The sequence below is a fragment of the Deinococcus radiophilus genome, from assembly GCF_020889625.1.
Lineage (GTDB): Bacteria > Deinococcota > Deinococci > Deinococcales > Deinococcaceae > Deinococcus > Deinococcus radiophilus.
Window position 1 is genome coordinate 1,255,206 of record NZ_CP086380.1, and the last position, 21,371, is coordinate 1,276,576.

At 62.2% G+C, this 21,371-nt stretch carries 22 protein-coding genes and 1 pseudogene; 10 read left to right on the forward strand and 13 right to left on the reverse strand.

What is annotated here, in order from left to right:
• Positions 1-26: 26 nt before the first annotated feature.
• The 7 genes from LMT64_RS06335 (at position 27) to LMT64_RS06365 (ending at position 6,446) form a co-directional block, all read left to right on the forward strand.
• On the forward strand, positions 27-1,322 hold the full coding sequence (locus LMT64_RS06335) for an NAD(P)/FAD-dependent oxidoreductase (RefSeq protein WP_126350967.1): 1,296 nt from the start codon (positions 27-29) through the stop codon (positions 1,320-1,322).
• Between the two features lie 225 nt (positions 1,323-1,547).
• Complete coding sequence (locus LMT64_RS06340; RefSeq protein ID WP_126350968.1) at positions 1,548-1,919, forward strand: roadblock/LC7 domain-containing protein; 372 nt, start codon at positions 1,548-1,550, stop codon at positions 1,917-1,919.
• 35 nt (positions 1,920-1,954) lie between these two features.
• Positions 1,955-2,419, forward strand: a complete 465-nt coding sequence (locus LMT64_RS06345) for a hypothetical protein (protein WP_126350969.1) — start codon at positions 1,955-1,957, stop codon at positions 2,417-2,419.
• A 131-nt stretch (positions 2,420-2,550) separates the two neighbouring features.
• A complete protein-coding gene (locus LMT64_RS06350) occupies positions 2,551-3,774 on the forward strand; it encodes a lycopene cyclase family protein (protein ID WP_126350970.1) in 1,224 nt (407 codons plus the stop codon).
• A 195-nt stretch (positions 3,775-3,969) separates the two neighbouring features.
• A complete protein-coding gene (locus LMT64_RS06355) occupies positions 3,970-5,241 on the forward strand; it encodes an aminotransferase-like domain-containing protein (protein ID WP_126350971.1) in 1,272 nt (423 codons plus the stop codon).
• A gap of 61 nt (positions 5,242-5,302) precedes the next feature.
• Positions 5,303-5,719 carry a pyridoxamine 5'-phosphate oxidase family protein gene (locus tag LMT64_RS06360; protein WP_126350972.1) on the forward strand — a complete coding sequence of 139 codons (417 nt, stop codon included), beginning with the start codon at positions 5,303-5,305 and terminating at the stop codon, positions 5,717-5,719.
• A gap of 103 nt (positions 5,720-5,822) precedes the next feature.
• A complete protein-coding gene (locus LMT64_RS06365) occupies positions 5,823-6,446 on the forward strand; it encodes an HD domain-containing protein (protein WP_126350973.1) in 624 nt (207 codons plus the stop codon).
• A 6-nt stretch (positions 6,447-6,452) separates the two neighbouring features.
• On the opposite strand, the gene LMT64_RS06370 is transcribed toward LMT64_RS06365, so the two are convergent.
• The 10 genes from LMT64_RS06370 to LMT64_RS06415 all read right to left on the reverse strand — a co-directional run bounded on the left by LMT64_RS06370 (position 6,453) and on the right by LMT64_RS06415 (position 16,152).
• Positions 6,453-7,955: a hypothetical protein gene (locus tag LMT64_RS06370; RefSeq protein WP_126350974.1), complete on the reverse strand. Its 1,503-nt coding sequence runs from the start codon at positions 7,953-7,955 to the stop codon at positions 6,453-6,455.
• A 75-nt stretch (positions 7,956-8,030) separates the two neighbouring features.
• Positions 8,031-9,383 (reverse strand): Fe-S cluster assembly protein SufD, encoded by a 1,353-nt coding sequence (gene sufD / locus LMT64_RS06375; protein ID WP_126350975.1) that lies wholly within the window; start codon positions 9,381-9,383, stop codon positions 8,031-8,033.
• A 48-nt stretch (positions 9,384-9,431) separates the two neighbouring features.
• Complete coding sequence (locus LMT64_RS06380; RefSeq protein WP_170165892.1) at positions 9,432-9,896, reverse strand: hypothetical protein; 465 nt, start codon at positions 9,894-9,896, stop codon at positions 9,432-9,434.
• Positions 9,893-10,459, reverse strand: coding sequence for a hypothetical protein (locus tag LMT64_RS06385; protein WP_229253087.1), 567 nt, complete (start codon positions 10,457-10,459; stop codon positions 9,893-9,895). Before LMT64_RS06385 ends, LMT64_RS06380 begins: the two co-directional genes overlap by 4 nt.
• Before the next feature lie 75 nt (positions 10,460-10,534).
• Positions 10,535-10,966: a DUF7832 domain-containing protein gene (locus LMT64_RS06390; protein WP_126350977.1), complete on the reverse strand. Its 432-nt coding sequence runs from the start codon at positions 10,964-10,966 to the stop codon at positions 10,535-10,537.
• Positions 10,967-11,075: 109 nt separating this feature from the next.
• The gene (sufB, locus tag LMT64_RS06395; RefSeq protein WP_126350978.1) at positions 11,076-12,482 is read right to left on the reverse strand and encodes a Fe-S cluster assembly protein SufB; all 1,407 of its coding nucleotides are present in this window, start codon (positions 12,480-12,482) and stop codon (positions 11,076-11,078) included.
• A 112-nt stretch (positions 12,483-12,594) separates the two neighbouring features.
• Positions 12,595-13,350, reverse strand: coding sequence for a Fe-S cluster assembly ATPase SufC (gene sufC / locus LMT64_RS06400; RefSeq protein ID WP_229253088.1), 756 nt, complete (start codon positions 13,348-13,350; stop codon positions 12,595-12,597).
• Between the two features lie 174 nt (positions 13,351-13,524).
• A complete protein-coding gene (locus tag LMT64_RS06405; protein ID WP_126350980.1) occupies positions 13,525-14,673 on the reverse strand; it encodes a DUF58 domain-containing protein in 1,149 nt (382 codons plus the stop codon).
• 1 nt (position 14,674) lies between these two features.
• Positions 14,675-15,613 carry an AAA family ATPase gene (locus LMT64_RS06410; protein WP_170165898.1) on the reverse strand — a complete coding sequence of 313 codons (939 nt, stop codon included), beginning with the start codon at positions 15,611-15,613 and terminating at the stop codon, positions 14,675-14,677.
• Positions 15,614-15,711: 98 nt separating this feature from the next.
• Positions 15,712-16,152: a DUF4129 domain-containing protein gene (locus tag LMT64_RS06415; RefSeq protein ID WP_126350982.1), complete on the reverse strand. Its 441-nt coding sequence runs from the start codon at positions 16,150-16,152 to the stop codon at positions 15,712-15,714.
• Positions 16,153-16,252: 100 nt separating this feature from the next.
• On the opposite strand from LMT64_RS06415, the pseudogene LMT64_RS06420 reads away from it, so the two are divergent.
• Positions 16,253-17,327: pseudogene (locus tag LMT64_RS06420) on the forward strand (IS4 family transposase).
• Between the two features lie 20 nt (positions 17,328-17,347).
• Here the strand turns inward: LMT64_RS06420 and LMT64_RS06425 are convergent.
• Both LMT64_RS06425 and LMT64_RS06430 read right to left on the reverse strand, forming a co-directional pair.
• On the reverse strand, positions 17,348-17,677 hold the full coding sequence (locus LMT64_RS06425) for a hypothetical protein (protein ID WP_126351413.1): 330 nt from the start codon (positions 17,675-17,677) through the stop codon (positions 17,348-17,350).
• A gap of 220 nt (positions 17,678-17,897) precedes the next feature.
• The gene (locus tag LMT64_RS06430) at positions 17,898-18,974 is read right to left on the reverse strand and encodes a DUF368 domain-containing protein (RefSeq protein WP_211334164.1); all 1,077 of its coding nucleotides are present in this window, start codon (positions 18,972-18,974) and stop codon (positions 17,898-17,900) included.
• A 66-nt stretch (positions 18,975-19,040) separates the two neighbouring features.
• On the opposite strand from LMT64_RS06430, the gene mgsA reads away from it, so the two are divergent.
• Positions 19,041-19,463 (forward strand): methylglyoxal synthase, encoded by a 423-nt coding sequence (gene mgsA / locus LMT64_RS06435; RefSeq protein WP_126351414.1) that lies wholly within the window; start codon positions 19,041-19,043, stop codon positions 19,461-19,463.
• 56 nt (positions 19,464-19,519) lie between these two features.
• On the forward strand, positions 19,520-20,737 hold the full coding sequence (gene glyA / locus LMT64_RS06440; RefSeq protein ID WP_126351415.1) for a serine hydroxymethyltransferase: 1,218 nt from the start codon (positions 19,520-19,522) through the stop codon (positions 20,735-20,737).
• Positions 20,738-20,809: 72 nt separating this feature from the next.
• Here glyA and LMT64_RS06445 read toward each other — a convergent pair whose 3' ends face one another.
• A complete protein-coding gene (locus tag LMT64_RS06445; RefSeq protein WP_126351416.1) occupies positions 20,810-21,358 on the reverse strand; it encodes a protoglobin domain-containing protein in 549 nt (182 codons plus the stop codon).
• Between the last annotated feature and the right edge of the window lie 13 nt (positions 21,359-21,371).

Genomic DNA, 21,371 nt, shown 5'->3' on the forward strand with positions numbered 1-21,371 from the left:
GGGCGGCGGATGCTCTAGCCTGAGCCATGACCACTGTTCCTGAAACCATCGTTATCGGCGCCGGACTGGCCGGCCTCTGTGCGGCACGGACCTTGCAGCGGGCCGGACGGCGGGTCCGTGTGCTGGAAGCAGCCGAGCACCTCGGCGGGCGGGTTTGGAGCCGCGAGGTAGACGGCTACACCATTGACGCCGGCTTTCTGGGGATGTTCACCGATTATCCCGCAGCGCGGCGGCAGTTTGATTACGGTGCGCTGGACCTGGTCATCCTGAAGCCCTCGGCGGTGCTGCGCCAAGAGGGCGGAGTGGCCGAAGTGATCGGTGACCCACGCCGCGACCTGGCGGCCCTCCCCAGCGATCTGGTGGCCGGGGCACTGACCGCTGCCGACCGCCTGCACGCCGCCCGCCTGGCCGCCGAGGTTCTGGCGCAGCCGGGCCACGCGCTGCTGAACGGTCCTGATCAGAGCACCCGCGACTTTCTACTGGGGCGTGGCTTTTCGGAGCGGTCATTGGAGCGGTTCTTCGGTCCTTTTTTCGGCGGGCTGGTGATTGACCGCGAGTTGCAGACCAGCGCGGGCCTGTTTCAGTATTACCTGCGCCTGCTGATCACCGGGGATGTAGCGATTCCGCGCCGGGGTATGAGCGAACTGCCGCGCCAGTTGGCCGAGGGGCTGGATGTGCAGCGCGGCGTGCGCGTCAGCGCGCTCAGCAGCGACGGCCAGACGGTGACCCTCCAGACGGGTGAGGGGTCAATCCAAGCCGCGCAGGTCATTGTCGCCACCGATCCACCCACCGCCGCCCGTCTGCTGGACGAAGCAGCAGATGAACCCCGCCCAGTAGGACGCGGCAGCCTGAGCAGCGCTTATCTGCATTTCAGTGCCCCACACGCCCTGGAAGCCCAACCACGCCTCCAACTGAACGCGCGACCAACCGGTTGGCTGAGTCAAGTGCTCTGGCTCTCTGAGGTTTTCCCAGAGCGGGTGCCACCGGGACGTGGACTGCTGATCGCCTCACTGTGGGGCATTCCGGCAGAGGACGACGCTGCCCTGGCCAAGTTGGCGCTGGAAGAACTGCGTGAATGGTATGGAGACGCCGTAGACGCACTGGACCTGTTGGCGGTAGACCGGATCAAGCATGTGCAGTACCCCCAACCTGCTGGATATGCCGCCAGCCTGCCGGGCCACAGCACCCGCTGGCCAAATGTCTGGCTGGCCTCCGAAGTCACCTCGCTCAGCGGTATCCAGGGAGCCCTGGAAAGTGGCGAAAAGGCGGCAGCGGCCATCCTGGGTGACGTGGACACCCTCAGCCGTCCGCGTGGTGCCTGAAGGTCTAAAGAGCAGTCATCAGGAGAATGAAAGAGGAGTGTCACCTTCCAGTTTCTCTGTCCCCCTCTTATTTCATTTGCGTGCACCCGATAAAACTGCCTTTGCGATTCTCGGCAAATGATCACGAATGTGACAATTCTGAAATACTGCCGCAGGCTTACTGGCCTCAGCAATCCATTCCCTGATCACCCATCACAGGCCTCTACCCGGCCCGAAGGAGTCGATATGACTGGAAGTAAACAAGAACAACTGCAAGCCATCATCGCTGATCTGCGGAGTGCTCTTCCTGACCTGCGTGGGGCCATGATCGCCACCACCGATGGTCTGCCCATCGCACAATTGTTTACCGACAACACCGACGGCAACCGGGTGGCGGCCATGGCCGCCACCGCCCTGGGTCTGGGCAAGCGTATCAACGACACCCTGGGCACCGGCGACCTGAGCGAAATGAGCGTGGCGGGCCTGGACGGTCAGGTGTACATCTACGCCGCAGGCCGCAAAGGCGTGCTGGCAGTTGTGGCGCCCAGTGGCATGAACGTCGGCTTGCTGAACATGGAAGCCCGCGACGCTGCCAGCCGCGTCACCAGCGTTCTCTGATCACCATCATTCCCCCTTTCAAGGAGATCTGAACCATGACCTACGAAAGAAGTGAGCTTGGCGAATTCAGCAGCGTGGTGTGCTTCAAGGCCGTGATTACCGGGGTGGAAGACACCCTGGGGAAAGAGGGCGCAGGCGTGGTGTTTACTCGCGCTGGCAAAGTGCGTGGACACAACCTGGCCCGTGATCTGGGGATCGTGAACAGTCAGATTCCAGTAGATCAGCTGGCCGAGAAACTCAATGCGGCTCTCGGTCAGGCAGGCACCCGCCTAGCCAACGTGGTATCCGTGAGGGAAGAGAATGGCACCATCACCGTGGATACCACTGAAACGGTCTGCTCGGCTGGCGAGGATATGGGGAGTGACCGCGAATGCACCTTTACCCTGGGGGCCATCTGGGGCGCCCTGGAGGCCATCACCGGCAAAACCCTGCTGGGCGAACAGACCGGCAGCGTACTGCGCGGCGGCCAGTACGACACTTTCGTCTTCGAAGGACTGTAATTTCGACATTGCCCGCAAGAAGACAGTGGACCAGGTTAAGCCGGCCTCTGCTTTTTTGCTGTCCATCTTTTATAGGCTAAAGAGATGTTCTGTCCGCCCTCGCCCCGTCTTCCTGTTCCGAACTACCTCCCATGAATACACCTGATGTGCTGGTGGTGGGGGGTGGCATAGCGGGCGTGGCCCTGGCTTCGGCGGTGGCACGGGCAGGGGGCACGGCCCGCGTGTTGGACCCTCAACCGCCCCAGCCCTGGCCGCAGACCTACGGGGCCTGGCCCGACGAACTGCCGCCTGGCACGCCACTCGAACGGCTGTGGCCGGACACCCGCTATACCTGGGACGGCGGAGAACGGCTGCTGGGCCGAGCTTACGCCCTGCTGGACAATGCTGCGCTGCTGGCGAACCTGTTGGACACCCCCCGGCTGGACTGGCAGGTGGGACGGGCAGTCAGCGTGACCCATGAAACGGTAGGCAGCGTGGTGCAGCTTCAAAGCGGTGAAGCGCTGGAAGCCCGCCTGATAGTGGATGCCAGTGGCCACCAACCCGCGCTGTTACGCCCAGCCGAAGCCCGTCAAGCCCAGCCCCCCGGAGCCTGGCAGACCGCCTTTGGGTTCAGTGCCGAATTCGAGCACCCGCCTGCTCCGGCTGGGGCCGCCACCTTTATGGATTTCCGCACGCCACATCTCAGCCCGGAAGCATTCGCTGCGCAGCCGACCTTTCTGTACGTGCTGCCCCAGGGCGGCGGACGCTTCTTTGTAGAAGAAACGAGCCTCAGCTCCCAGCCACCCGCTGACCTGGGAATATTGCAGCGACGCCTGCAAGCCCGCCTGACAGCTATGGGCTGTCCGCCCCGACAACTACGTGATCCGGAACGGGTCGCCATCCGGATGGATGCGCCCGTGCCGGACCGCCACTCGCGGGTGCTGGGCTACGGCGCAGCGGGCAGCCTGGTCCACCCAGCCAGTGGTTATCAGGCAACGCACGCCCTGCAGCGGGCCGATGCCGTGGCGCAGGCTCTCCTTTCCTCCCACGATCCGTCAACAGCCAGCCAAGCCGCCTGGGACGTGATCGCCTCGCCAGCTCAGCGGCAGCGCCATGAACTGTTACTGCTGGGCCACAGCGCCCTCCTCGGTATGTCGGGGCCTCAGTTGGCCGAGTTCTTCTGGCGCTTTTTCGAGCTACCCCCGGAGGACTGGCGTGACTTTCTGGCACATACGACGCCGCCCGCCCGACTGGCCGCGATCATGTTGCGGGTCTTTGGACAGGTGCCCTGGCACCTTCGCCGCGTACTGATGCAGGCCGCACTGTCCCACGCCCCTGCGACCAGTCAGGGACTGGGCGAACTCCTGCGCCGCTGACATGCACTCCAGCGTATTGCTCAGATTTCTGGGCATGCAGGGCCTTCAAGTTGCCAATAGGGCCAAGAAGACGAAGGAGCATCAGAAATACCGCACTTTTAGCAACATCATTGCTCTATATCTAACCTATATCTTATCTTAAGAAGTCAAAGTAGATTTTTTGATTTTTTATTGCTCACTGAGTTAGGCTGCGCTATGTCGCTCTCCGCTCCAATCCAGACTCGCCGCCCCAGTTCTCCTGGCACTCCACCTTTTGAGGCCGCTTTTAGCGCTGGAATGCGCGACTTGGACGGCACGGCCCTGCGCGACATGCTGCGGCTGGCGCAGGTGCCGGGCATCGTGAATTTTGGCGGGGGGTTGCCTGCCCCTGAGCTGTTTCCTATGCAGCAGATCGCCCAGGCCAGCACGCGGGCTCTGGAAAAATACGGCTGGCGGGCCGTGCAGTACAGCACCACGGAAGGCTTCTTACCATTGCGCGAGTGGCTGGCTGAGCATACCCATCTGGCCTCCCCAGTCACCCCCGATCACATTCAGATCATGACTGGTGGGCAGCAGTCGCTGGACCTGATCGCCAAGATTCTGATTGACCCCGGCGACACGCTGCTGGTTGAAACCCCGACCTATATGGGGGCCGTACAGTCGTTTCGGCCCTACCGCCCCAACTTTGCTGCCGTGCCTACTGACGAACAAGGCATAGACATGGACGCCCTGGCCGCATTGCTACGCGACCTGGCAGCCCAGGGCCGGACGCCCAAATTCATCTACACCATCCCCAACTTCCAGAACCCCACGGGCCGGACCCTCAGCCTGGAGCGCCGTCAGCTTCTGCTGGACCTGACTGAGCAGTACGGCGTGCTGGTGGTCGAAGATGACCCCTACGGCCAGCTGCGCTTCAGCGGCGAATCCCTGCCCAGCCTGGCCGCGCTGATGCTAGAGCGCACTGGAGACGACACAGACCAGAGCCACGTGATCTACTGCTCCAGCTTTTCCAAGACGCTGGCGCCGGGCCTGCGCGACGCCTGGGTTCAGGCCGCTGCACCCATCATTGACCGTCTGGTCCTCGCCAAGCAGGGCGCCGACATGTGCTCCCCTACCCTGAACCAGATGATCGTGACCGAGCTGTTGCCGCTGCTGCCCAGCCAGATCGCACGGCTGCGCGAAAGCTACGCAGGCCGCGCCGAGAGAATGCTGAGGGCACTGGGCCGCGAACTGCCGTCCGGCGTAACGTACACGGTGCCGCAGGGGGGCATGTTCCTGTGGCTGACCCTGCCGGAAGCGGTCGACACGGCAGCTATGCTCCCCCGCGCGGTGGAGAACGGTGTGGCCTATATGATCGGTGCCTGTTTCCACGCGCTGGGCGGTGGACACCACACCATGCGGCTGTGCTATTCCAATGCTGGCCTTGAACAGATTGATCAGGGCGTCGCCGCGCTGGCACAGACCATCCAGACAGAGTTGGAGCGCTGAACCAGGGGACAGCTAAAGACTTCCTCACATGGCCGTACCCCCGAGTCCCTAGCCTGGGACCATGACTTCCAAAGGAATGAAAGATGTCGCGCAGAAGATGCGCGGCATGGACCTGTGCATGCTCACCACCGTCAGCGACTATGGCCGCCTGGCCTCCCGCCCGATGAGCAACAACGGCGAAGTGGAATACGACGGCACCAGCTACTTTTTTACCTGGGCCGACTCACGCATGGCCAGCGACATCCAGAAGAACAAGCATGTGCAGCTGAACTTCAAGGCCAATAAGGGCTTTTTGTTCGTGGCGGTGCAGGGCGAAGCCCGTGTATTGACCGACCGGCGCGTGATGCAGGACCACTGGCACGAAGAACTGAAGCAGTGGTTCAAAGACGGCCTGGAAACTGAGGGGCTGGTCATGCTGGTCGTGGACGCCAAGCGCATTCAGTGGTGGGGCGAGGACGACGGCTCGGTTGAGCTGTAAACATGGCCTGGTCTTTGCAGTGGGCATGACGACCAATAAGCACTGATCACCAAGCAAGCCCTTCCACTTCTGCAGCAAGTGAGGAGCTGAGGCATACTGGCCCATGCCACTCGCCACCCAGCCCCGCCACCTTCCCGCACAACTGGACTTTCTGATCGTCTGCGACCAGCTTAAGGCGGTCACACGCACCACCCACCTGCATGATGGCAGCCGCCTAGAAAACAGCGCAGAGCATTCCTGGCATCTGGCACTGATGGCGATGACATTGGCCGAGTATGCGCCTGGGGGTACGGACCTGAGCCAGGTCATCCGCTTGTTGCTGGTGCATGACCTGGTGGAGATCGGGGCCGGCGACACCCATTTTGATACGGATACTGCGCAACTGACTGCCCAGGCCACCGCCGAAGCGCAGGCGGCCAGGCAGCTGTTTGGTCTGCTTCCAGCAGATCAGGCTCAGGAATTCTTGGCGATCTGGGAAGAGTTCGAAGCGCAGGCGACACCCGAGGCCCGCTTCGCCCGTGCCCTGGACGCCCTGCACCCCATGCTGCTGACCTGGGGGCAAGCGGGCCGCGTAGGCGTGGGCTGTCAGGACCGCTATCCAGAGCTGACGGTGAAACGGGTCTTGCAGCTTAAGGAAAAATATCTGGCCGAGTTTCCAGCACTCTGGCAGGCGGCGCAGGACATCATGGCCCAAGCCGAGATGGCTGGAGTGGTGCTGCAGGAGTAAGCGGGCCTACTCGCTGCCTTCCAGCCGCTCCCAGCTCAGGCCCTGTGGCGGCTCCGGCGAGAAAGTGGCCTGCACTGACCAGTCCATCCAGGTCAGGCCCTCACGCCGGGTCACATGCCACAGCAGTGCATCGGGCGAGTCCTGGCGTTTTTCCCAGACCAGCATGTCTTCCAAGTCGAATGCAGCGAGGCCGCCGAGGTGGCCCGCCTCATCCCCCGTACCTGGCATGGGCCGCAGGAGGCTGAGGGGCAACAAGTCCCGCAAATCCTGAGGCACTTTAGGAGACAGCTCCTTGTGCATTTTGCCCAGCGACAGATCGGCGGGGCCAACCACCCGCAGCGCCGGCCCGCCGTGAGCGTCACGAATGTCCAGCGTGACCGTTCCTGCAGCCTCTGCAGCGGTCAGCTCGTGCAGGGGCTGACCGGGATAGCGCACCTGCACCCCCTGCCACGTTCCCGTGACTGACGTTGCGTGACGCCCAGGACGCTTCTGGGCACGGCCTGCCAGTACCTCAAGCACCCCAGTGACCAGGTGCAGCGGCAACCTCCGGGGCAAGGTTCCCTGCACGCTGCGCCGCTGCAACACAGGCACGTGCTGTGGGTCGGCCTCGGGGGTCACGCGCTGCACCCTGGCCCAGTCGGCAGGGTCTAGCTCGGCGTCACCGCCCAGGTTGACGGCTTCTAAGCCCTCTACATTGCTCAGCAGATAGGCTTCAATGTGCGCGTTATGCATTTGTTCGGTGTAGGTCAACCAGTCATCAAAAAAGACCATGCCGAATGCCTCTCCCAGCTCACCCATGACGCAGCCGTACGCCGTGAATCTCTGGCCTGCTTCATCCGTCCACTCTACAAATACAGGCTTGTCAGCCGGAATCACCTCCCATACCCGGTGCGTGACAAAACGCTGAAAAGCCGCCAGAAAATCGTTCACGGCCTGATCGGAAGCGTTTCCAAACATAGGCAGTGGCTTCATGGCCACTGCCTGCTCGGCGGCCCTGGCAATGAACTCGGACTGAAGTTGGTCGCGCAGCGTGGCCAATGTCCCTGTAGCATCAACCTGCACCTCGATGTCTGTGCCGCGCAGCAGGTTGCCCAGCGCAAAAGCGTGCTGCGCATCCGGCGCTTCGATCAAAGCGGGACGGTACGGCTCCGGGCTGGCCAGACCCGCATCAAAAATCCCCATGTTCTCGCCAGGCACGTCCAGCACAGTACTCAGAAACAGCTGCTCAGCTTCGGCAGCAGACTCACACACTTCCAGAACATTGGCCTCAGGGCCTTCACTGCGCATCAGGACACACAGCGTGGCCTGCACCTCAGCAGGCGACGAGCTGTGCATACTGTCTCCAAGCACGGCGCTCAGATCCAGCAGAAAGCCCGCCCACACCGCGTCCTGGCGCTGCGGCAAGGCTGCGATTTCACCACGCAGCTCAGCGGGGTCTGGCCTTTCTTCTACTGCCTCCAGCATGGCCAGCAGCTGGGCCATAAAATCTTCACGGTCATGGTTGGGCATGTGACCAGCATAGATAAAACCGCCTGCTCCGGTATGGGAAGCAGGCGGCAAATGGCTACACCAGGCCAAACGAACTTAGACCGCGCCCACCTTCTCCGCGATGATGCCTTCGATGTAGTCGGTCACACTTTTCAGCGGCACGCGGCCCAGCACGTCTTCCAGGAAGGCCGTCACCAGCATCTTCTCGGCGGTTTCCTTGCTGATGCCGCGCGAGCGCAGGTAGAACATCTCCTCCTCGCCCACCGGGCCGGTGGTGGAGCCGTGGCTGCAGCGCACGTCGTTGGCGTTGATTTCCAGCTGCGGCACGCTGAAGTTGCGGGCTTCGCTGCTCAGCATCAGGGTGCGGTGCTTCTGGTAGGCGTCGGTCTTCTGGGCGCCCAGGTCCACCTTGATCATGCCGCTGAACACGCCCACGCTCTGGTCCGCGCCTACGCCTTTGTACAGCAGGTCGGAATAGGCGTTGGGGGCCGCGTGGTGCTGCAGGGTGTAGTGGTCGAAGTGCTGGTCCTCGTCGGCAAAGTACAGGGCCAGCATTTCGCTCTCGGCCCCGCTGCCACGCACGTAGCTCTGCATCTCGGTGCGGCTGAGCGTGCCGCCCATCGTGACCACCAGGCTGTTGAGCTTGCCGTCACGGTCCACGTCGCCGCGCTGGCGCTGGATGTGGGTCACGCCCTTACCCCAGTTCTGGATGGAGACGTAGCGGAGCCGTGCGCCGGACTTAACCATCAGTTCCACCGCGCCGATGGCGTAGGCGTTCTCCAGCGGTTCGCTGTCCTGCTCGTCAATGAACACGGCACTGGCGTTGTCCTCCACGACGGCCAGGGTGCGGGTGGCCGTGTAGGTGCCCGACTCGCTCATCACGCGGAAGGATCCCAGCGGCAGTTCCACTTCCACGCCGCGCGGCACATACACGAACGCGCCGTTGGTCCACAGGGCCGCAGCCAACGCCGAGAACTTGCCCTCGGAGGGGTCGGGCGACTTGCTGGGCGTGGTGCCGGGGGCGGCAATGGTGGTGTCGTCGGGCACTTCGGCAGGCACCACACTGTAGAGGTACTGCTGCACCAGGCCAGCGTGCTGCTCCACAGCGGTCCGCAGATCGGTGAAAATCACGCCCTTGTCAGCCAGGTCCTGCGGCAGCTCGGTACGGTACACCACGTCGGGACCGTCGAACACCAAAAAGGCGCCCACATCGGTGCTGCTCAGGCGCTTTTGCACACTGGCCGGCAGCGCGGACACGTCCTGCACCGCGTCCCGCCTGGGGTGCGGCCGGAGTGCGCCGAAGTCCACGTCCACGCGGGTGTACTTCCAGGCCTCCACCGCCTCGGTGGGCACGTCCAGCGATTCGAACAGGGCCAGGGATTCCTGGCGCTTGGCCTGCAGCCACTCGGGGCCGCCGACCTGGCTAAGGGTTTCGGTGAATTGGGTCATGGATTCTCCTTAGGTTGAAAATTTTTTGCCGTCTATAGGCTTGGACGTTTAGGTGTAGGGCCGGACATACTCCGGGAGATAATTGGGCTGGGGGGCGCAGGCCTCGCCACGGTTCACCAGGATTTGAGCGTCCTGCGCCGAAGCGTAGGTCATCTGGACGGCGCGGCCCTGTTCACAGACTAGCTCAGGGTGCAACAAAGCCATTTCAGCGTCCGCTGCCGAGCCATAGGCTACGCAGTGGACGAAGGTTCCATCCTGCAGCAGCATTTTGCCGAATGAATGGGCACAGCCCTGCACAGCGCGGCCAACCTCCTCGCCAGGCCGCAGTACGAACGCCACGCTCCGCGACCCGCCCGGCTGGTCCTCCACGCTTAGCACTTGATGCCCAGCCCGGAACAACCAGGTTTGCCAGCCGCGCACATCATCCGCAGTGGCCCACAGCCAGAGCGACAGCCCCAGCAGCAGTGCCACTCCCAAGAAGAAGGCTGCACTCTGGTAAATGACGTTGGTCACGCCCACCTCTCGCGCTGCCGCAGGTCATGGCTCACACTCTCACCCTCCGGGAAATCCAGATGGACAGTGGTCACTTCATTGGCGCGGCGCGGCGGCTGGCCGTAGCCTACGCCGGTGTAGTCAGCGCGGAAGGCCCAGCGGTGTTCGTAGAACCAGAGCTTGGCCGGTTCGGGGAAACGCCAAACACTCGCTATCCAGTCAGAGTTCAGGTAATAGGCAGTGGCCGCGTCCAGTGAACGAACCTGCTCTCTCAGAGCCCAGCTGTCACGGTACCTTTCATCGCCTTCCAGAGTCGTCGGGATATAAAGCACGCTGCCTTCAGGCACATACTTGTCGCAGATCTCCTCTGCTCCAGCTTCCCACTCAGGGGCAAACAGGGCATCGAACTCGCTGGCCCACTTTCCAACAGCCTGAGAGTCCCCGGCCACCTCTACCCTGACGCGCTGATCGCGCTTTGGGCGCGAATAAGCGGTCGTGACACTCAGTCGGTACAGCGTGCCATCCACTGCCACACAGAAATTCTGGCGGTAGTGAAAAGCACACAGCCGGGCGTACGGAGCCAAAGCCTCCGGCAGAGAAAGCCCTCGCTCCTCAGCAGGGACCGAAACAAGTTGAAAGGTCCTGGCCACTGCTCTCCCTTAATCCGCCGCAGCCTGCCAGGCCGCGTAACGCTGATCCAGCATGTCCGCCACCAACTGGTAATGCTCCCAGGTATCGGGAACGTGGTAGACGGAAGGCATGTCGTCCAGCACCGACATGAACAGGTCGAAGTAATCGGCCAGATAGTCGTTGATGCCGCTGTCTTTGGAGTAGTAGTCCTGAGCAAACGCCGCCCCCTCTGGGGTCATCAGGGCGCTGGACAGGACGCCACCCAGCCGCTTATACAGCTGAGCGCCCGTCTGCTCCCGCTGCCGAAAGGCTGCAGCCGCGGCCGCAGCTTTCCCGCTGAGCAACTCACGGTCCGCCAGCCACCCCAGAAACATCCCCCCATGTACGTACCCCTGAGCAGCAGGTAAGTCATGCGGAAAATTGCCGTTGTAGTGCCATTCGGCCTTGTCGTAGATGGTCATGGGTTCCCCTGTTGGAAGCGGGCGGAGGCGGACGCCCGAGCAGCAGCGGAACAGGAACGGGCGCCGGGCCCCGCCCCCTTCCTGGCTTTGCCGCCGCCCCTCGCCGGACTCAGCCGACCGAGCCTTCCATTTCCAGCTCGATCAGGCGGTTCAGCTCCACCGCGTATTCCAGCGGCAGCTCCTTGGCAATCGGCTCGATGAAGCCGCGCACGATTAGTCCCGCCGCCTCGTCCTCGCTGAGGCCACGGCTCTGCAGGTACAGAATCTGCTCGTCGTTGATTTTGCTGACCGTCGCCTCATGGCCCACCGAGGCGTTCTTTTCCTCGATTTCGATGTAGGGGTAGGTGTCGGTGCGGGCTTCTTCGTCCAGCAGCAGGGCGTCGCATTCCACGTTGGTCTTGGAGCCGCGTGCGCCCTCGTAAATCTTGACCAGACCGCGGTAGGAGCTGCGGCCCGAATCCTTACTGATGGACTTGGACACGATGCTGCCGCTGGTGTGCGGCGCAAAGTGAACAATCTTGGCGCCGGCGTCCTGGTGCTGGCCGCGGCCCGCCATGGCGATGCTCAGCACCTCGCCGCGTGCGCCTTCTTCCAGCAGGTAGCAGGCCGGGTACTTCATGGTGACCTTGCTGCCCAGGTTGCCGTCCACCCACTCCATCACGCCGCCCGCGTACACGGCGGCCCGCTGGGTCACGAGGTTGTAGACGTTGTGGCTCCAGTTCTGAATGGTGGAGTAGCGGAAGCGTGCGCCTTCTTTCACCACGATCTCGATCACGCCGGAGTGGAAGGAGTCGGAGCTGTAGGCGGGCGCGGTGCAGCCCTCGATGTAGTGGGCCTGTGCGCCCTCCTCGATAATGATGAGGGTGCGCTCGAACTGGCCGCTGTTCTCCGCGTTGATGCGGAAGTAGGTTTGCAGCGGAATGTCCACCTTGACGCCCTTAGGCACGTACACGAAGGAGCCGCCCGACCACACCGCCGAGTTGACGGCGGCAAATTTGTTGTCTTCGGGGGGGACCACGGTGGCGAAGTACTCGCGGAACAGTTCCGGGTACTCGCGCATGCCGTCTTCGATGCTCAGGAACACCACGCCCAGCTTCTCCCACTCCTCTTTGAGGTTGTGGTACACCATCTCGGACTCGTACTGTGCGCCCACACCGGCCAGCGCGGCACGCTCGGCTTCGGGGATGCCCAGACGCTCGAAGGTCTGCTTCACGTCCTCGGGCACGTCGTCCCAGGAGCGGGCGTTGAAGCCTTCGGGCTTGATGTAGTAGTAGATTTCGTCGAGGTTGAGCCCCGACAGGTCCGCGCCCCACTCGGGCATCGGCTTGCTGAGAAAGATGTCCAGCGCCTTGAGGCGGAAATCCAGCATCCACTGCGGCTCGTCCTTGGCCTTGGAAATCATCTCGACCACTTCGCGGCTCAGGCCCTTGGGAGCCTTGATGGCATAGCGCTCGGGGTTGCTCCAGCCGTATTCGTATTCGGTGTTGATGCTGGCAGCTTCAGGATTGACAGTCATTGGTTTCTCCTTTGGAGAGGTCTGAAGGTCGGCGGGTCTAAGGGTCAACAGGACAGGTTCCAAAGTCGCTCAGACATAGACATCTGGACCCTTCGACCCCTGGACGCCGCCCTCAGGCGGTTACCAGGGCCTTGACCCAGTCGTAGCCTTCGGTATCGAGCTTGCGGGCCAGTTCGGGACCGCCGGTTTCCACCACGCGGCCGTCCACGATGATGTGGACCCGGTCGGGCACGATGTAGTCCAGCAGGCGCTGGTAGTGGGTGATGATCAGGCCGCCCAGGTTGGGGCCGCGCAGGGTATTCACGCCGTGCGACACGATTTTCAAGGCGTCTACGTCCAGGCCCGAGTCGGTCTCGTCCATGATGATGTAGTTGGGTTCCAGCATCAGCATCTGCAGGATTTCGTTGCGCTTCTTCTCACCGCCGGACATGCCCTCGTTGAGATAGCGCTCCACGATGCTCTCGTCCCATTCCAGGGTCTTCAGGGCCGCTTGCAGCTTGCCGTAGAACTCGGTAAATGACACTTCCTCGCCCTCTTCCTTGCGGGCCTGCATGGCGAGGCGCAGGAAGTTGGCGATGGTCACGCCAGGGATTTCCACCGGATACTGGAACGCCAGGAACACGCCCAGGCGGGCACGCTCGTCGGGTTCCATCTCCAGAATGTTCACGCCGTCCACCAGCACTTCGCCCTGCGTGACGGTGTATTCGGGGTCGCCCACGATGACCTTGGCGAGGGTGCTCTTGCCGTTGCCGTTGGAGCCCATCACGGCGTGCAGTTCGCCGCGGGGAATGGTCAGGTTGATGCCCTTAAGAATCGGCTGGTCACCGACGGACGCGTGCAGGTTGCGGATTTCGAGTTGATGCGTCATAACTTGCCTCCTGAAAGCTTGGCGTGTGGCGCGAAAATATTCGCTTGCCACTATTTTGTTAGGAATCATTCCTATCTGGCCGCCGCCTATTGTATCAGCTCGGCCTCTCAAATCCGAGTGACCGAGTGCAGATTGTTCGGGATGACAGAGCGGCGCAGGCGCGGCCCCGGCCTCCTAGCCCAGCCGCAGCACCGACTGATTGCCGCGCAGCACGAAAACGAGGACGCCGCGCTCGGCCAGTACACCGGCCTGCTTTTCCAGCTGCCGCACCGTGTCGGGCGCTCCCGCCCACTGCTTGCGCGGTTTCTCGCCGGGCTCCAGATAAAAGCCTTCCGGCAGGGCGATGATGGCGACCCGGCTGGCGGTGGCCCGCGCCCGCATGGCCTGGGCGACCAGCTCGGGCGGCGCGAACTGCGTAAGTACCAGCAGGTTGGTCCCCTGCCGGGGTGGGCGGAGCTGTGGCGACTCGCCCTCCTCACTGCGGCCCAGTTCGGCAAGGGCGCGCAGCACGGCCCGCTGGGCTTCAGGAGTGCGGCCCAGCGGCGTTTCGCCCTGCGAGGTTCCCAAGGAGACGGGGAGGCCATCGGCCCACGCCTGTGCAGCCAGACTGGCGGCCAGCCGCACCGCGCTTTCCAGATAGGTGGCATCACCGCCTGCGTCTAGGTAGATGGTCACGCTGCTGGCCGCCGTGTGTTCCAGTTCGCGGATCATCGGCAACCCCGCGCTGCCGCCCGGAATGGACATGGAGCGGGCCGAGAGCCGCCAGTGAATCTGGCCCGGTGCGTCGCCCGGCACATAGGTCCGTGCGCCACGCAGGCTGATCGGATCGCTGAGGCCCAAGTTACGCGTCATCTGCCCCTCGGAGAGCAGCGGGCGCAGCAGGTCGGGCAGCAGTACACCGTGGGTCTGTGGATAGGCCTCCAGACGGGCCGGCACTTCCAGCGGGCGCGAGCGCCAGAACAGTCCCAGCGGGTCGGCCCAGCGCAGCATTCCCCCTTCCCACTCGTACACGCCCCGGCGGTTGGGCTGCAGGTTTAGCGTCAGCTGCTCAGTCCCGTGCCCCTGCCATAGCCCGCCAAACACCACCGGACGTCCCGGCACCACGGCGCGGGGCGGGGGGTCTTCCAGCACCACGCGGGTGGGCAGTCGGGTGTCTATCTCGGCGGTGACGGTCAGTGGCTGCGACAATCCGACCATGCCCGATCCCCGCATTTCGCGGTGCAGGGTCACGTGGGGCGGCTCGCGGTACAGCCACCAGATCAGCCCGACCAGCGCGGCAATGAACAGCAGCCAGACTAGGGCGCTCAGCAATCCGGCAGACACGTCAGCCTGCCGAAACGGGGGCGGATACCTGCTCGGCGGGGACCGGCACCGTGCCCAGAATCTCCTCAACCAGGGAAGCCGCGCCCACATCGGCCATGCGGGCCTCGATGTTCAGCAGCAGGCGGTGGGTCAGCACGCCACGCGCCGCCACCTTGACATCGTCCGGGGTCACAAAGTCGCGCCCATCCAAATACGCCAGCGCCTGCGCCGCCGCCTGAATACCAAGCGACGCGCGGGGGCCAGCGCCCAGGCTGATGCGGGGATGACGGCGGGTGGCCGCCACCAGCGACGCCAGATAATGCTGCAGATCCGGGCTGACCCGGATGTCCCGCACCGCTCGCTGCGCGGCCAGCAGATCGGCAGGGCCAGCGACGGGTTCCAGCGTGTCAATCGGGTGGGTGGATTGCAGACGGCCCAACATCTGCACTTCCTGATCCAGCTCAGGGTAGCCCACCGACAGTTTCAGGAGGAAACGGTCCAACTGAGCTTCGGGAAGGGCGTAGGTCCCCTCATGCTCTACGGGGTTCTGAGTCGCAATGACCACGAAGGGCTTGTCCAGGCGGTGCGTCACGCCGGATTCGGTGACCTGCCCCTCTCCCATCGCTTCCAGCAGCGCCGACTGCGTTTTGGGGGTGGCGCGGTTGATTTCGTCGGCCAGCAGGATGCCGGTAAAAATGGGACCGGGCACGAACTGGAACTGGCCCTCACGGTAGATGCTGACCCCGGTTACGTCGCTGGGCAGCAGGTCGGGCGTGAACTGCACCCGCGCAAAGTCCAGCCCCAGACTGACAGCCAGGGCACGCGCCAGCATGGTCTTGCCGGTGCCGGGCGCGTCTTCCAGCAGGATGTGTCCCCCGGCCAGGATACCCGCCAGCGCCAGCCGGGTCACGTCCTCCTTGCCGACCAATACGCGGGCCACATTGGCCTGCACGCGTTCCATCACGGCACTGGCAGAGAAAACGGTAGGTGGCTGGGTCTGGATCAGGCCAGGAGTCGTCTGTGAGTCAGTCATCTTGAGGCTGCCTTTCTGAATCGGAACTACTGAATTGTGCTGTGATCTGAGGATACGGGATCCTCAGCGGGTGTGCCCTGCAAAATGAGTGTCGCACTCTGTTCGGCTTGATCCGCCTGCCCCTCACTGACCCCACCGCCGTAGCGCACGGGGCCGTAGGCCGCGCCCAGGGTGGCGAGCGGCGCAGATAGGTTCGGCCACTGCTGCGCGGCGCGGTGCAGGTACTCGGTGGGCGTTTCGGCGTCTTGCCGGGTCAGGCCCTGGGCCGACAGGTGGGCTTCGGTGCGGGCATACGCAGCGCGGACGCGGTGGAGATGATCATGGACCGGGGAAACAGAGTCCGTGTCCAACCCAGTAGGCTGTGCCAGCTTCTTCTTGGATGCTCGCTGATGAAACTGCATATATCGCCAGAAAGCCAGCAGCGCCAGGGGATGAGGGGCCAGCAGCAGAACGGGTAAAAGGTACAACCAGGGACGGCTGCTGACTACCCCTCAAAACTCCGGTAACACTGTCTGAGACGCTGATTCTATAGACGTAAAAAGAGCTGGTTCATAAGGTGTATCTGCAATGAACCACCTGAACCAGCCGCCCCAGGATAGCCTCTTCGCAGCCTTGCGTCCCTTTTTCCGTATCGACCAGCGACGGTTCACCGTCCTGGTCGCGTTGATTCTGGCGATCATCCAGCAGCGTAGCGTGGTGCTGAACAATCTGAAGACCACCATTGCCCTGGCAGGAAGTCAGGAAACCCGTTACCAACGTCTTTTGCGCTTTGTTCAATTCCTTCTCCCGGAAGAGATGTATCTGAAGTTTGCGCTTCACGTGCTGGGTACGGATGAGCTGACGCTCATCCTGGACCGGACGAACTGGAAACTGGGGAAGAGGGACGTCAACATCCTGATGCTGTCTGCGGTATGGGAAGGGTTCAGTTTGCCGCTGATGTGGCGTTTTTTCCCGCACGGGGGAAGCAGTGATCAGCGAATACGTAAGGAGCTGATGGCTGATTTTCTGCGTCATTGTCCTCACGTCCGCATTAACGGTCTGCTGGCAGACCGTGAATTCATCGGCCAGGACTGGTTTACGTTCCTAAGCGAACATGGGATTGTTCCCTGTATCAGGTTGCGGAGCGACACCAAGATGGACGGCTTACCTGTCCACGTCTTCGCTAAGAAAATGCAGGTGGGAGAGGTTCGCGTCTGGCACAGCTCTATGGTGGTGTACGGGGTCAGACTCCGTGTTCTGGCACTGAAGGTCTCGAAGACGGAGATGCTGTACCTGGCCTACAAGGGCAGAGCAGATCAGAATTTGCGGAAGTACGCACTGCGCTGGCAGTGCGAAAACCTGCACGCTGCGCTGAAAACCAGAGGCTTCGATCTGGAAGCGACCGGATTGACCCAGGCCGAGCGGGTGTCAACGCTGCTGATGGTGATCGCCATCAGCAACACCCTGGTGTCTCCAAACAGGTGTGGTTCTGCTGCTTGAAAGCAACGTGGAGACCATGAAGGCCAAGCGCCAGAAAGCGCATGGCTACGCCAGCAAAAGTCTGTTTCGACTGGGCTTGGATGAGTTGCGAGATTTGCTCAGTCACCCAAGCCCTGAAAATTGGAACCGTCTAGCGCGGCTTGTCCCGCGTTTTGAGGGGTAGTCAGATCATAGAGGCTGCTTCTAAAATATCCGAGCATTGCGAATGTGAAAGGTCACTTCACCAATAAGCATATTATCATAATTCTGAGCAAGAAACCTATCCCAAGAAAACTTCTCTCCGTTAATAAACTGAGTCTCTACTGTGATGACACCCCTATACACTTCCTTTAACGCAAAGTCATAGACCAGTTCTTCAGTCTCCCCAGGCTCGATTTCAAGGTTTGAAAGCTCATTCTGTTCGATACAGCCTGGAGCATCTTCTACTATCAAGGCCCCAGACTCAGACAGGATGGTTGGGGCCGGATTCAGACCGCATCCCAACATCTCGACAGTTTTTGACTCACTGGACATATTGCTGAACCTATAATTAACTTGAAACGTATTCCCTTTGAATCTTTCAGGCACCTCAGCTGTGATGCATATTTCATTGCAAGTGCCCTGAAACGTTTTCAGATTGCCCTCTGATTTTCCAGAGGGAACACTACAAGAACTCAGTGCGCTGCAGAATAGTAGGACACCGATGATTCTATTCTTCATAGTCAGAACGCTGTAACATCGAGATTCGGCTTTTTTAGCCTTGGGGCGGCAAAGACATGGAACGGGCCGCCAGCCGCGCCGAAATGGCCTCTATTCCGAAAATCAGTCCGAAGCCGAGGAGGGCGGCCAGCACCGCCTGCATCACATCACCGGAAGTGGCCTGGTTCAGCCGCTCGTAGGTGGCGGGCATGACGTTGGTCTGCAGGTAGGCCTTGAGTGACTCGGCCTGCTCTGGATTCAGGCTTTGCAGATAAGGCGCCAAGCTGCCGTAGGCCCCGCCGGTCAGTTCAGCCAAGGGCTGCGGTCCCAGTTCTTTGTGGTAGACCACCGGGTCGGCCTTCCAGGGCCAGATCTTCCAGAGTGACCCCACCAGAAACCCGGTCAGCACGCCCATCAATGGATTGCGGTGACGCTCCAGCAAGTAATGCAGCAGCCGCGAGAAGAGCACCAGCCCTAGGACCGCGCCTGTACCGACCACCGCCACGGTCAGCAGATCACGCCCCGAAACGGCGGCCAGCACAGGCGCATACGCCCCGATCAACAGCAAGATAAAGCTGCCGCTGATGCCCGGCAGAATCATGGCGCAGGAGGCCAACGCCCCGGCAAAGAACAGAAACGGCAAGCTGGCCTGCGGCGAGAAAGGTGGCTGCACGGACAGCCAGAACACCAGCGCCGTCCCGGCGATCAACCCCAGGACGGCCCCGGCGTCCCAGCGCTTCACCTCTCGGCCCACATAGACCGTGCTGGCGACGATCAGACCAAAGAAAAAAGACCACAGTGGAACTGGATGCCAGTGCATCAGATAAGTGATGACTTGCGCCAGACTGAAAATGCTGATCAGGATGCCAGCTGCCAGCGTCAGCAGGAATGTACCGTCCAGCCGTCGCCAGGCCGCCGCCAGGCCGCCACGCCCCAGTTCGACCAGGGCTTCAGGCACCGCCGAGATCGCTCCTACCAGGCGGTCATAGATCCCGGCGATAAAAGCAATCGTCCCGCCCGACACGCCTGGCACCACATCCGCCGCGCCCATGGCCATGCCGCGCAGCAGTACGCTCCCCAGAGGCAGAGCGGCTTTCTGGCCCATTTCACGTATCTCTCTTTGGTCACTCACGTCAGTGCCCGTTATAAAGCATTCATCCCTTTGGAGCGCCCGCCCCGGCCAGTTCAGAATGGAGCCATGTGTGCCCCAGCCAACCGGCCACCCCAGGTCGCCCTGATTGCCCACGACCGTCAGAAAGACGATCTGCTGGCCTTTGTGCAGCGGCATAAGGAGGTTCTGGCGCAGTTCCATCTGATCGCCACTGGAACCACCGGCAGCGTCCTGGCCGAGCACACCGGGCTCACCATTGAGCGGATGCTCAGCGGGCCACTGGGCGGCGACCAGCAGATCGGTGCGCGGATTGCCGAGGAAAGGGTTCTGGCCGTGATTTTCCTGCGCGATCCGCTCACGGCCCAACCGCACGAGCCGGATGTCTCGGCCCTGCTGCGGCTGTGCGACGTACACGACATTCCGCTGGCAACCAATCTGGCTTCGGCAGACGCGACGCTGCTGTGGCTGGAGCGGTATCTGGCTACAGCCCACCCCAGCGCCTCCGTCTGAGGTGATGGGACATGACCAATGGCTCGGCTACGGGCAGGTGCTAGCGTAGGAGATAAATGACGACACCACTGCAACACAAGGACCAGGCCATCTTTGATCTGCTCGGCAAAGAGGCCGAACGTCAGCGCCTGGGACTGGAGCTGATCGCTTCGGAGAACTTTACGAGCGCCGCCGTACGCGAAGCGGTGGGCAGCATTGCCACCAACAAGTACGCCGAGGGCTACCCCGGCAAGCGCTGGTACGGTGGCTGTGAAGTGATCGACCAGATCGAGCAACTGGCGATTGACCGCGCACGTGAACTGTTCGGGGCCGCGTGGGCCAATGTGCAGCCACACTCCGGTTCCAGCGCCAACATCGCGGTGTACGCTGCCCTGCTGCAAGAGGGCGACACCGTGATGGGCATGGACCTCAGCCACGGTGGGCACCTGACCCACGGCAGCCCGGTCAACTTCAGCGGTCAGCGCTTCAAGATCGTGGGCTACAAGGTGGACGAGCAGACCGAGATGCTGGACATGGAGCAGGTCCGCTCTCTGGCCCTGGAGCACCAGCCCAAGATGATTATCGCTGGGGCCAGCGCCTACGCCCGTCAGATCGATTTTGCGGCCTTCCGCGAGATCGCCGACGAGGTGGGCGCCTATCTGTTTGCGGACATCGCCCACATCGCCGGACTGGTCGCGGCAGGCCTCCACCCCAGCCCGGTGCCGCACGCGCACATCGTAGCGACCACCACCCACAAGACCCTGCGTGGCCCCCGCTCCGGCCTGCTGCTGTCGGGCGACCCCGACATCGGGGCCAAAGTGGACCGCGCCATCTTCCCTGGACACCAGGGCGGCCCGCTGGAACACGTGATCGCCGGGAAAGCGGTGGCCTTTGGCGAGGCGCTGCAACCCGCTTTCAAGGACTATGCCGCACAGATCATCAAGAACGCTCAGGCGCTGGCCCGCGCTATGGAAGAACGCGGTTACCGCATCGTGACCGGCGGCACCGACAACCACATGTTCTTGGTGGACCTGCGGCCCCAGGGCCTCAACGGCACCAAAGCCACGCAGGCGCTGGACGCGAACTTCATCACCATTTCCAAGTCCACCCTGCCTTACGATACCGAGAAAATCATGCACGGCGGCGGCATCCGCATCGGCACGCCTGCGGTGACCACGCGCGGCATGACCGAACAGCACATGCCTAAAGTGGCCGAGCTGATTGACCGCGCCCTAAAGGGTGAGGATGTCAAAGCCGAAGTCCACGAGTTCGCTGGCGGCTTCCCGATGCCCTGAGGCCAGTGACCGGGCAGCAAAAAAAGGAGCCCTCACTTCTCCACGGGGGCTCCTTTCTGATGGCAGGGTAGTTTACAGGTCGCCCTGGAGCAGGCGGCGTGCCAGACGCTCGTTGCCCATCAGCTCGCTGAGGTGGTGCAGCTGGTTGTCTTCGTAGGCCTGGTTAAAGATGGCGATATCCAGGGCCAGCACTTTACGGAAGGCCTGCTTCACATCTTCGCTCTGCCCTTCGGTGACCAGTTCGCCGTACTTCTGAACCACGTCCAGCATGGCCAGTGGGTAGCGTACCGGCAGACCGATCTTCACGTGAATCTTGCCAATCACAATGCGCTTCTGGGCGTAGTCGGTGCCGTAGTCTCCGGCAAACAGGTCGCTGAACCAGTCGCTCACCGAGACGCGCAGGCGTTCTACGTCAGCACCTTCCATGTACTGGGCGGTGTTCTCCTTCGACAGGATGCGGTCATAGAACTCCTGGGTCATCTGGGGACCCAGTTCCTGCGCTTTGCCGTGCAGGGCTTTCAAAGAAGCTTTTTCAGCGTCGGACAATCCCAGCAGTTCAATCAGTTCACTGGCGACTGCGGTGTCCTTGACGTGCCAACTGTTGCGTTCAAGTTGAGTCATGTATTTCTCCTGA

What these genes read in the sequence shown, in the direction of transcription:
- LMT64_RS06335 (WP_126350967.1), top strand. Translation starts at nt 27, where the DNA reads ATGACCACTGTTCCTGAAACCATCGTTATCGGCGCCGGACTGGCCGGC.
- LMT64_RS06340 (WP_126350968.1), top strand. Translation starts at nt 1,548, where the DNA reads ATGACTGGAAGTAAACAAGAACAACTGCAAGCCATCATCGCTGATCTG.
- LMT64_RS06345 (WP_126350969.1), top strand. Translation starts at nt 1,955, where the DNA reads ATGACCTACGAAAGAAGTGAGCTTGGCGAATTCAGCAGCGTGGTGTGC.
- LMT64_RS06350 (WP_126350970.1), top strand. Translation starts at nt 2,551, where the DNA reads ATGAATACACCTGATGTGCTGGTGGTGGGGGGTGGCATAGCGGGCGTG.
- LMT64_RS06355 (WP_126350971.1), top strand. Translation starts at nt 3,970, where the DNA reads ATGTCGCTCTCCGCTCCAATCCAGACTCGCCGCCCCAGTTCTCCTGGC.
- LMT64_RS06360 (WP_126350972.1), top strand. Translation starts at nt 5,303, where the DNA reads ATGACTTCCAAAGGAATGAAAGATGTCGCGCAGAAGATGCGCGGCATG.
- LMT64_RS06365 (WP_126350973.1), top strand. Translation starts at nt 5,823, where the DNA reads ATGCCACTCGCCACCCAGCCCCGCCACCTTCCCGCACAACTGGACTTT.
- LMT64_RS06370 (WP_126350974.1), bottom strand. Translation starts at nt 7,955, where the DNA reads ATGCCCAACCATGACCGTGAAGATTTTATGGCCCAGCTGCTGGCCATG.
- sufD (WP_126350975.1), bottom strand. Translation starts at nt 9,383, where the DNA reads ATGACCCAATTCACCGAAACCCTTAGCCAGGTCGGCGGCCCCGAGTGG.
- LMT64_RS06390 (WP_126350977.1), bottom strand. Translation starts at nt 10,966, where the DNA reads ATGACCATCTACGACAAGGCCGAATGGCACTACAACGGCAATTTTCCG.
- sufB (WP_126350978.1), bottom strand. Translation starts at nt 12,482, where the DNA reads ATGACTGTCAATCCTGAAGCTGCCAGCATCAACACCGAATACGAATAC.
- sufC (WP_229253088.1), bottom strand. Translation starts at nt 13,350, where the DNA reads ATGACGCATCAACTCGAAATCCGCAACCTGCACGCGTCCGTCGGTGAC.
- LMT64_RS06410 (WP_170165898.1), bottom strand. Translation starts at nt 15,613, where the DNA reads ATGGAACGCGTGCAGGCCAATGTGGCCCGCGTATTGGTCGGCAAGGAG.
- LMT64_RS06425 (WP_126351413.1), bottom strand. Translation starts at nt 17,677, where the DNA reads ATGTCCAGTGAGTCAAAAACTGTCGAGATGTTGGGATGCGGTCTGAAT.
- mgsA (WP_126351414.1), top strand. Translation starts at nt 19,041, where the DNA reads ATGTGTGCCCCAGCCAACCGGCCACCCCAGGTCGCCCTGATTGCCCAC.
- glyA (WP_126351415.1), top strand. Translation starts at nt 19,520, where the DNA reads ATGACGACACCACTGCAACACAAGGACCAGGCCATCTTTGATCTGCTC.
- LMT64_RS06445 (WP_126351416.1), bottom strand. Translation starts at nt 21,358, where the DNA reads ATGACTCAACTTGAACGCAACAGTTGGCACGTCAAGGACACCGCAGTC.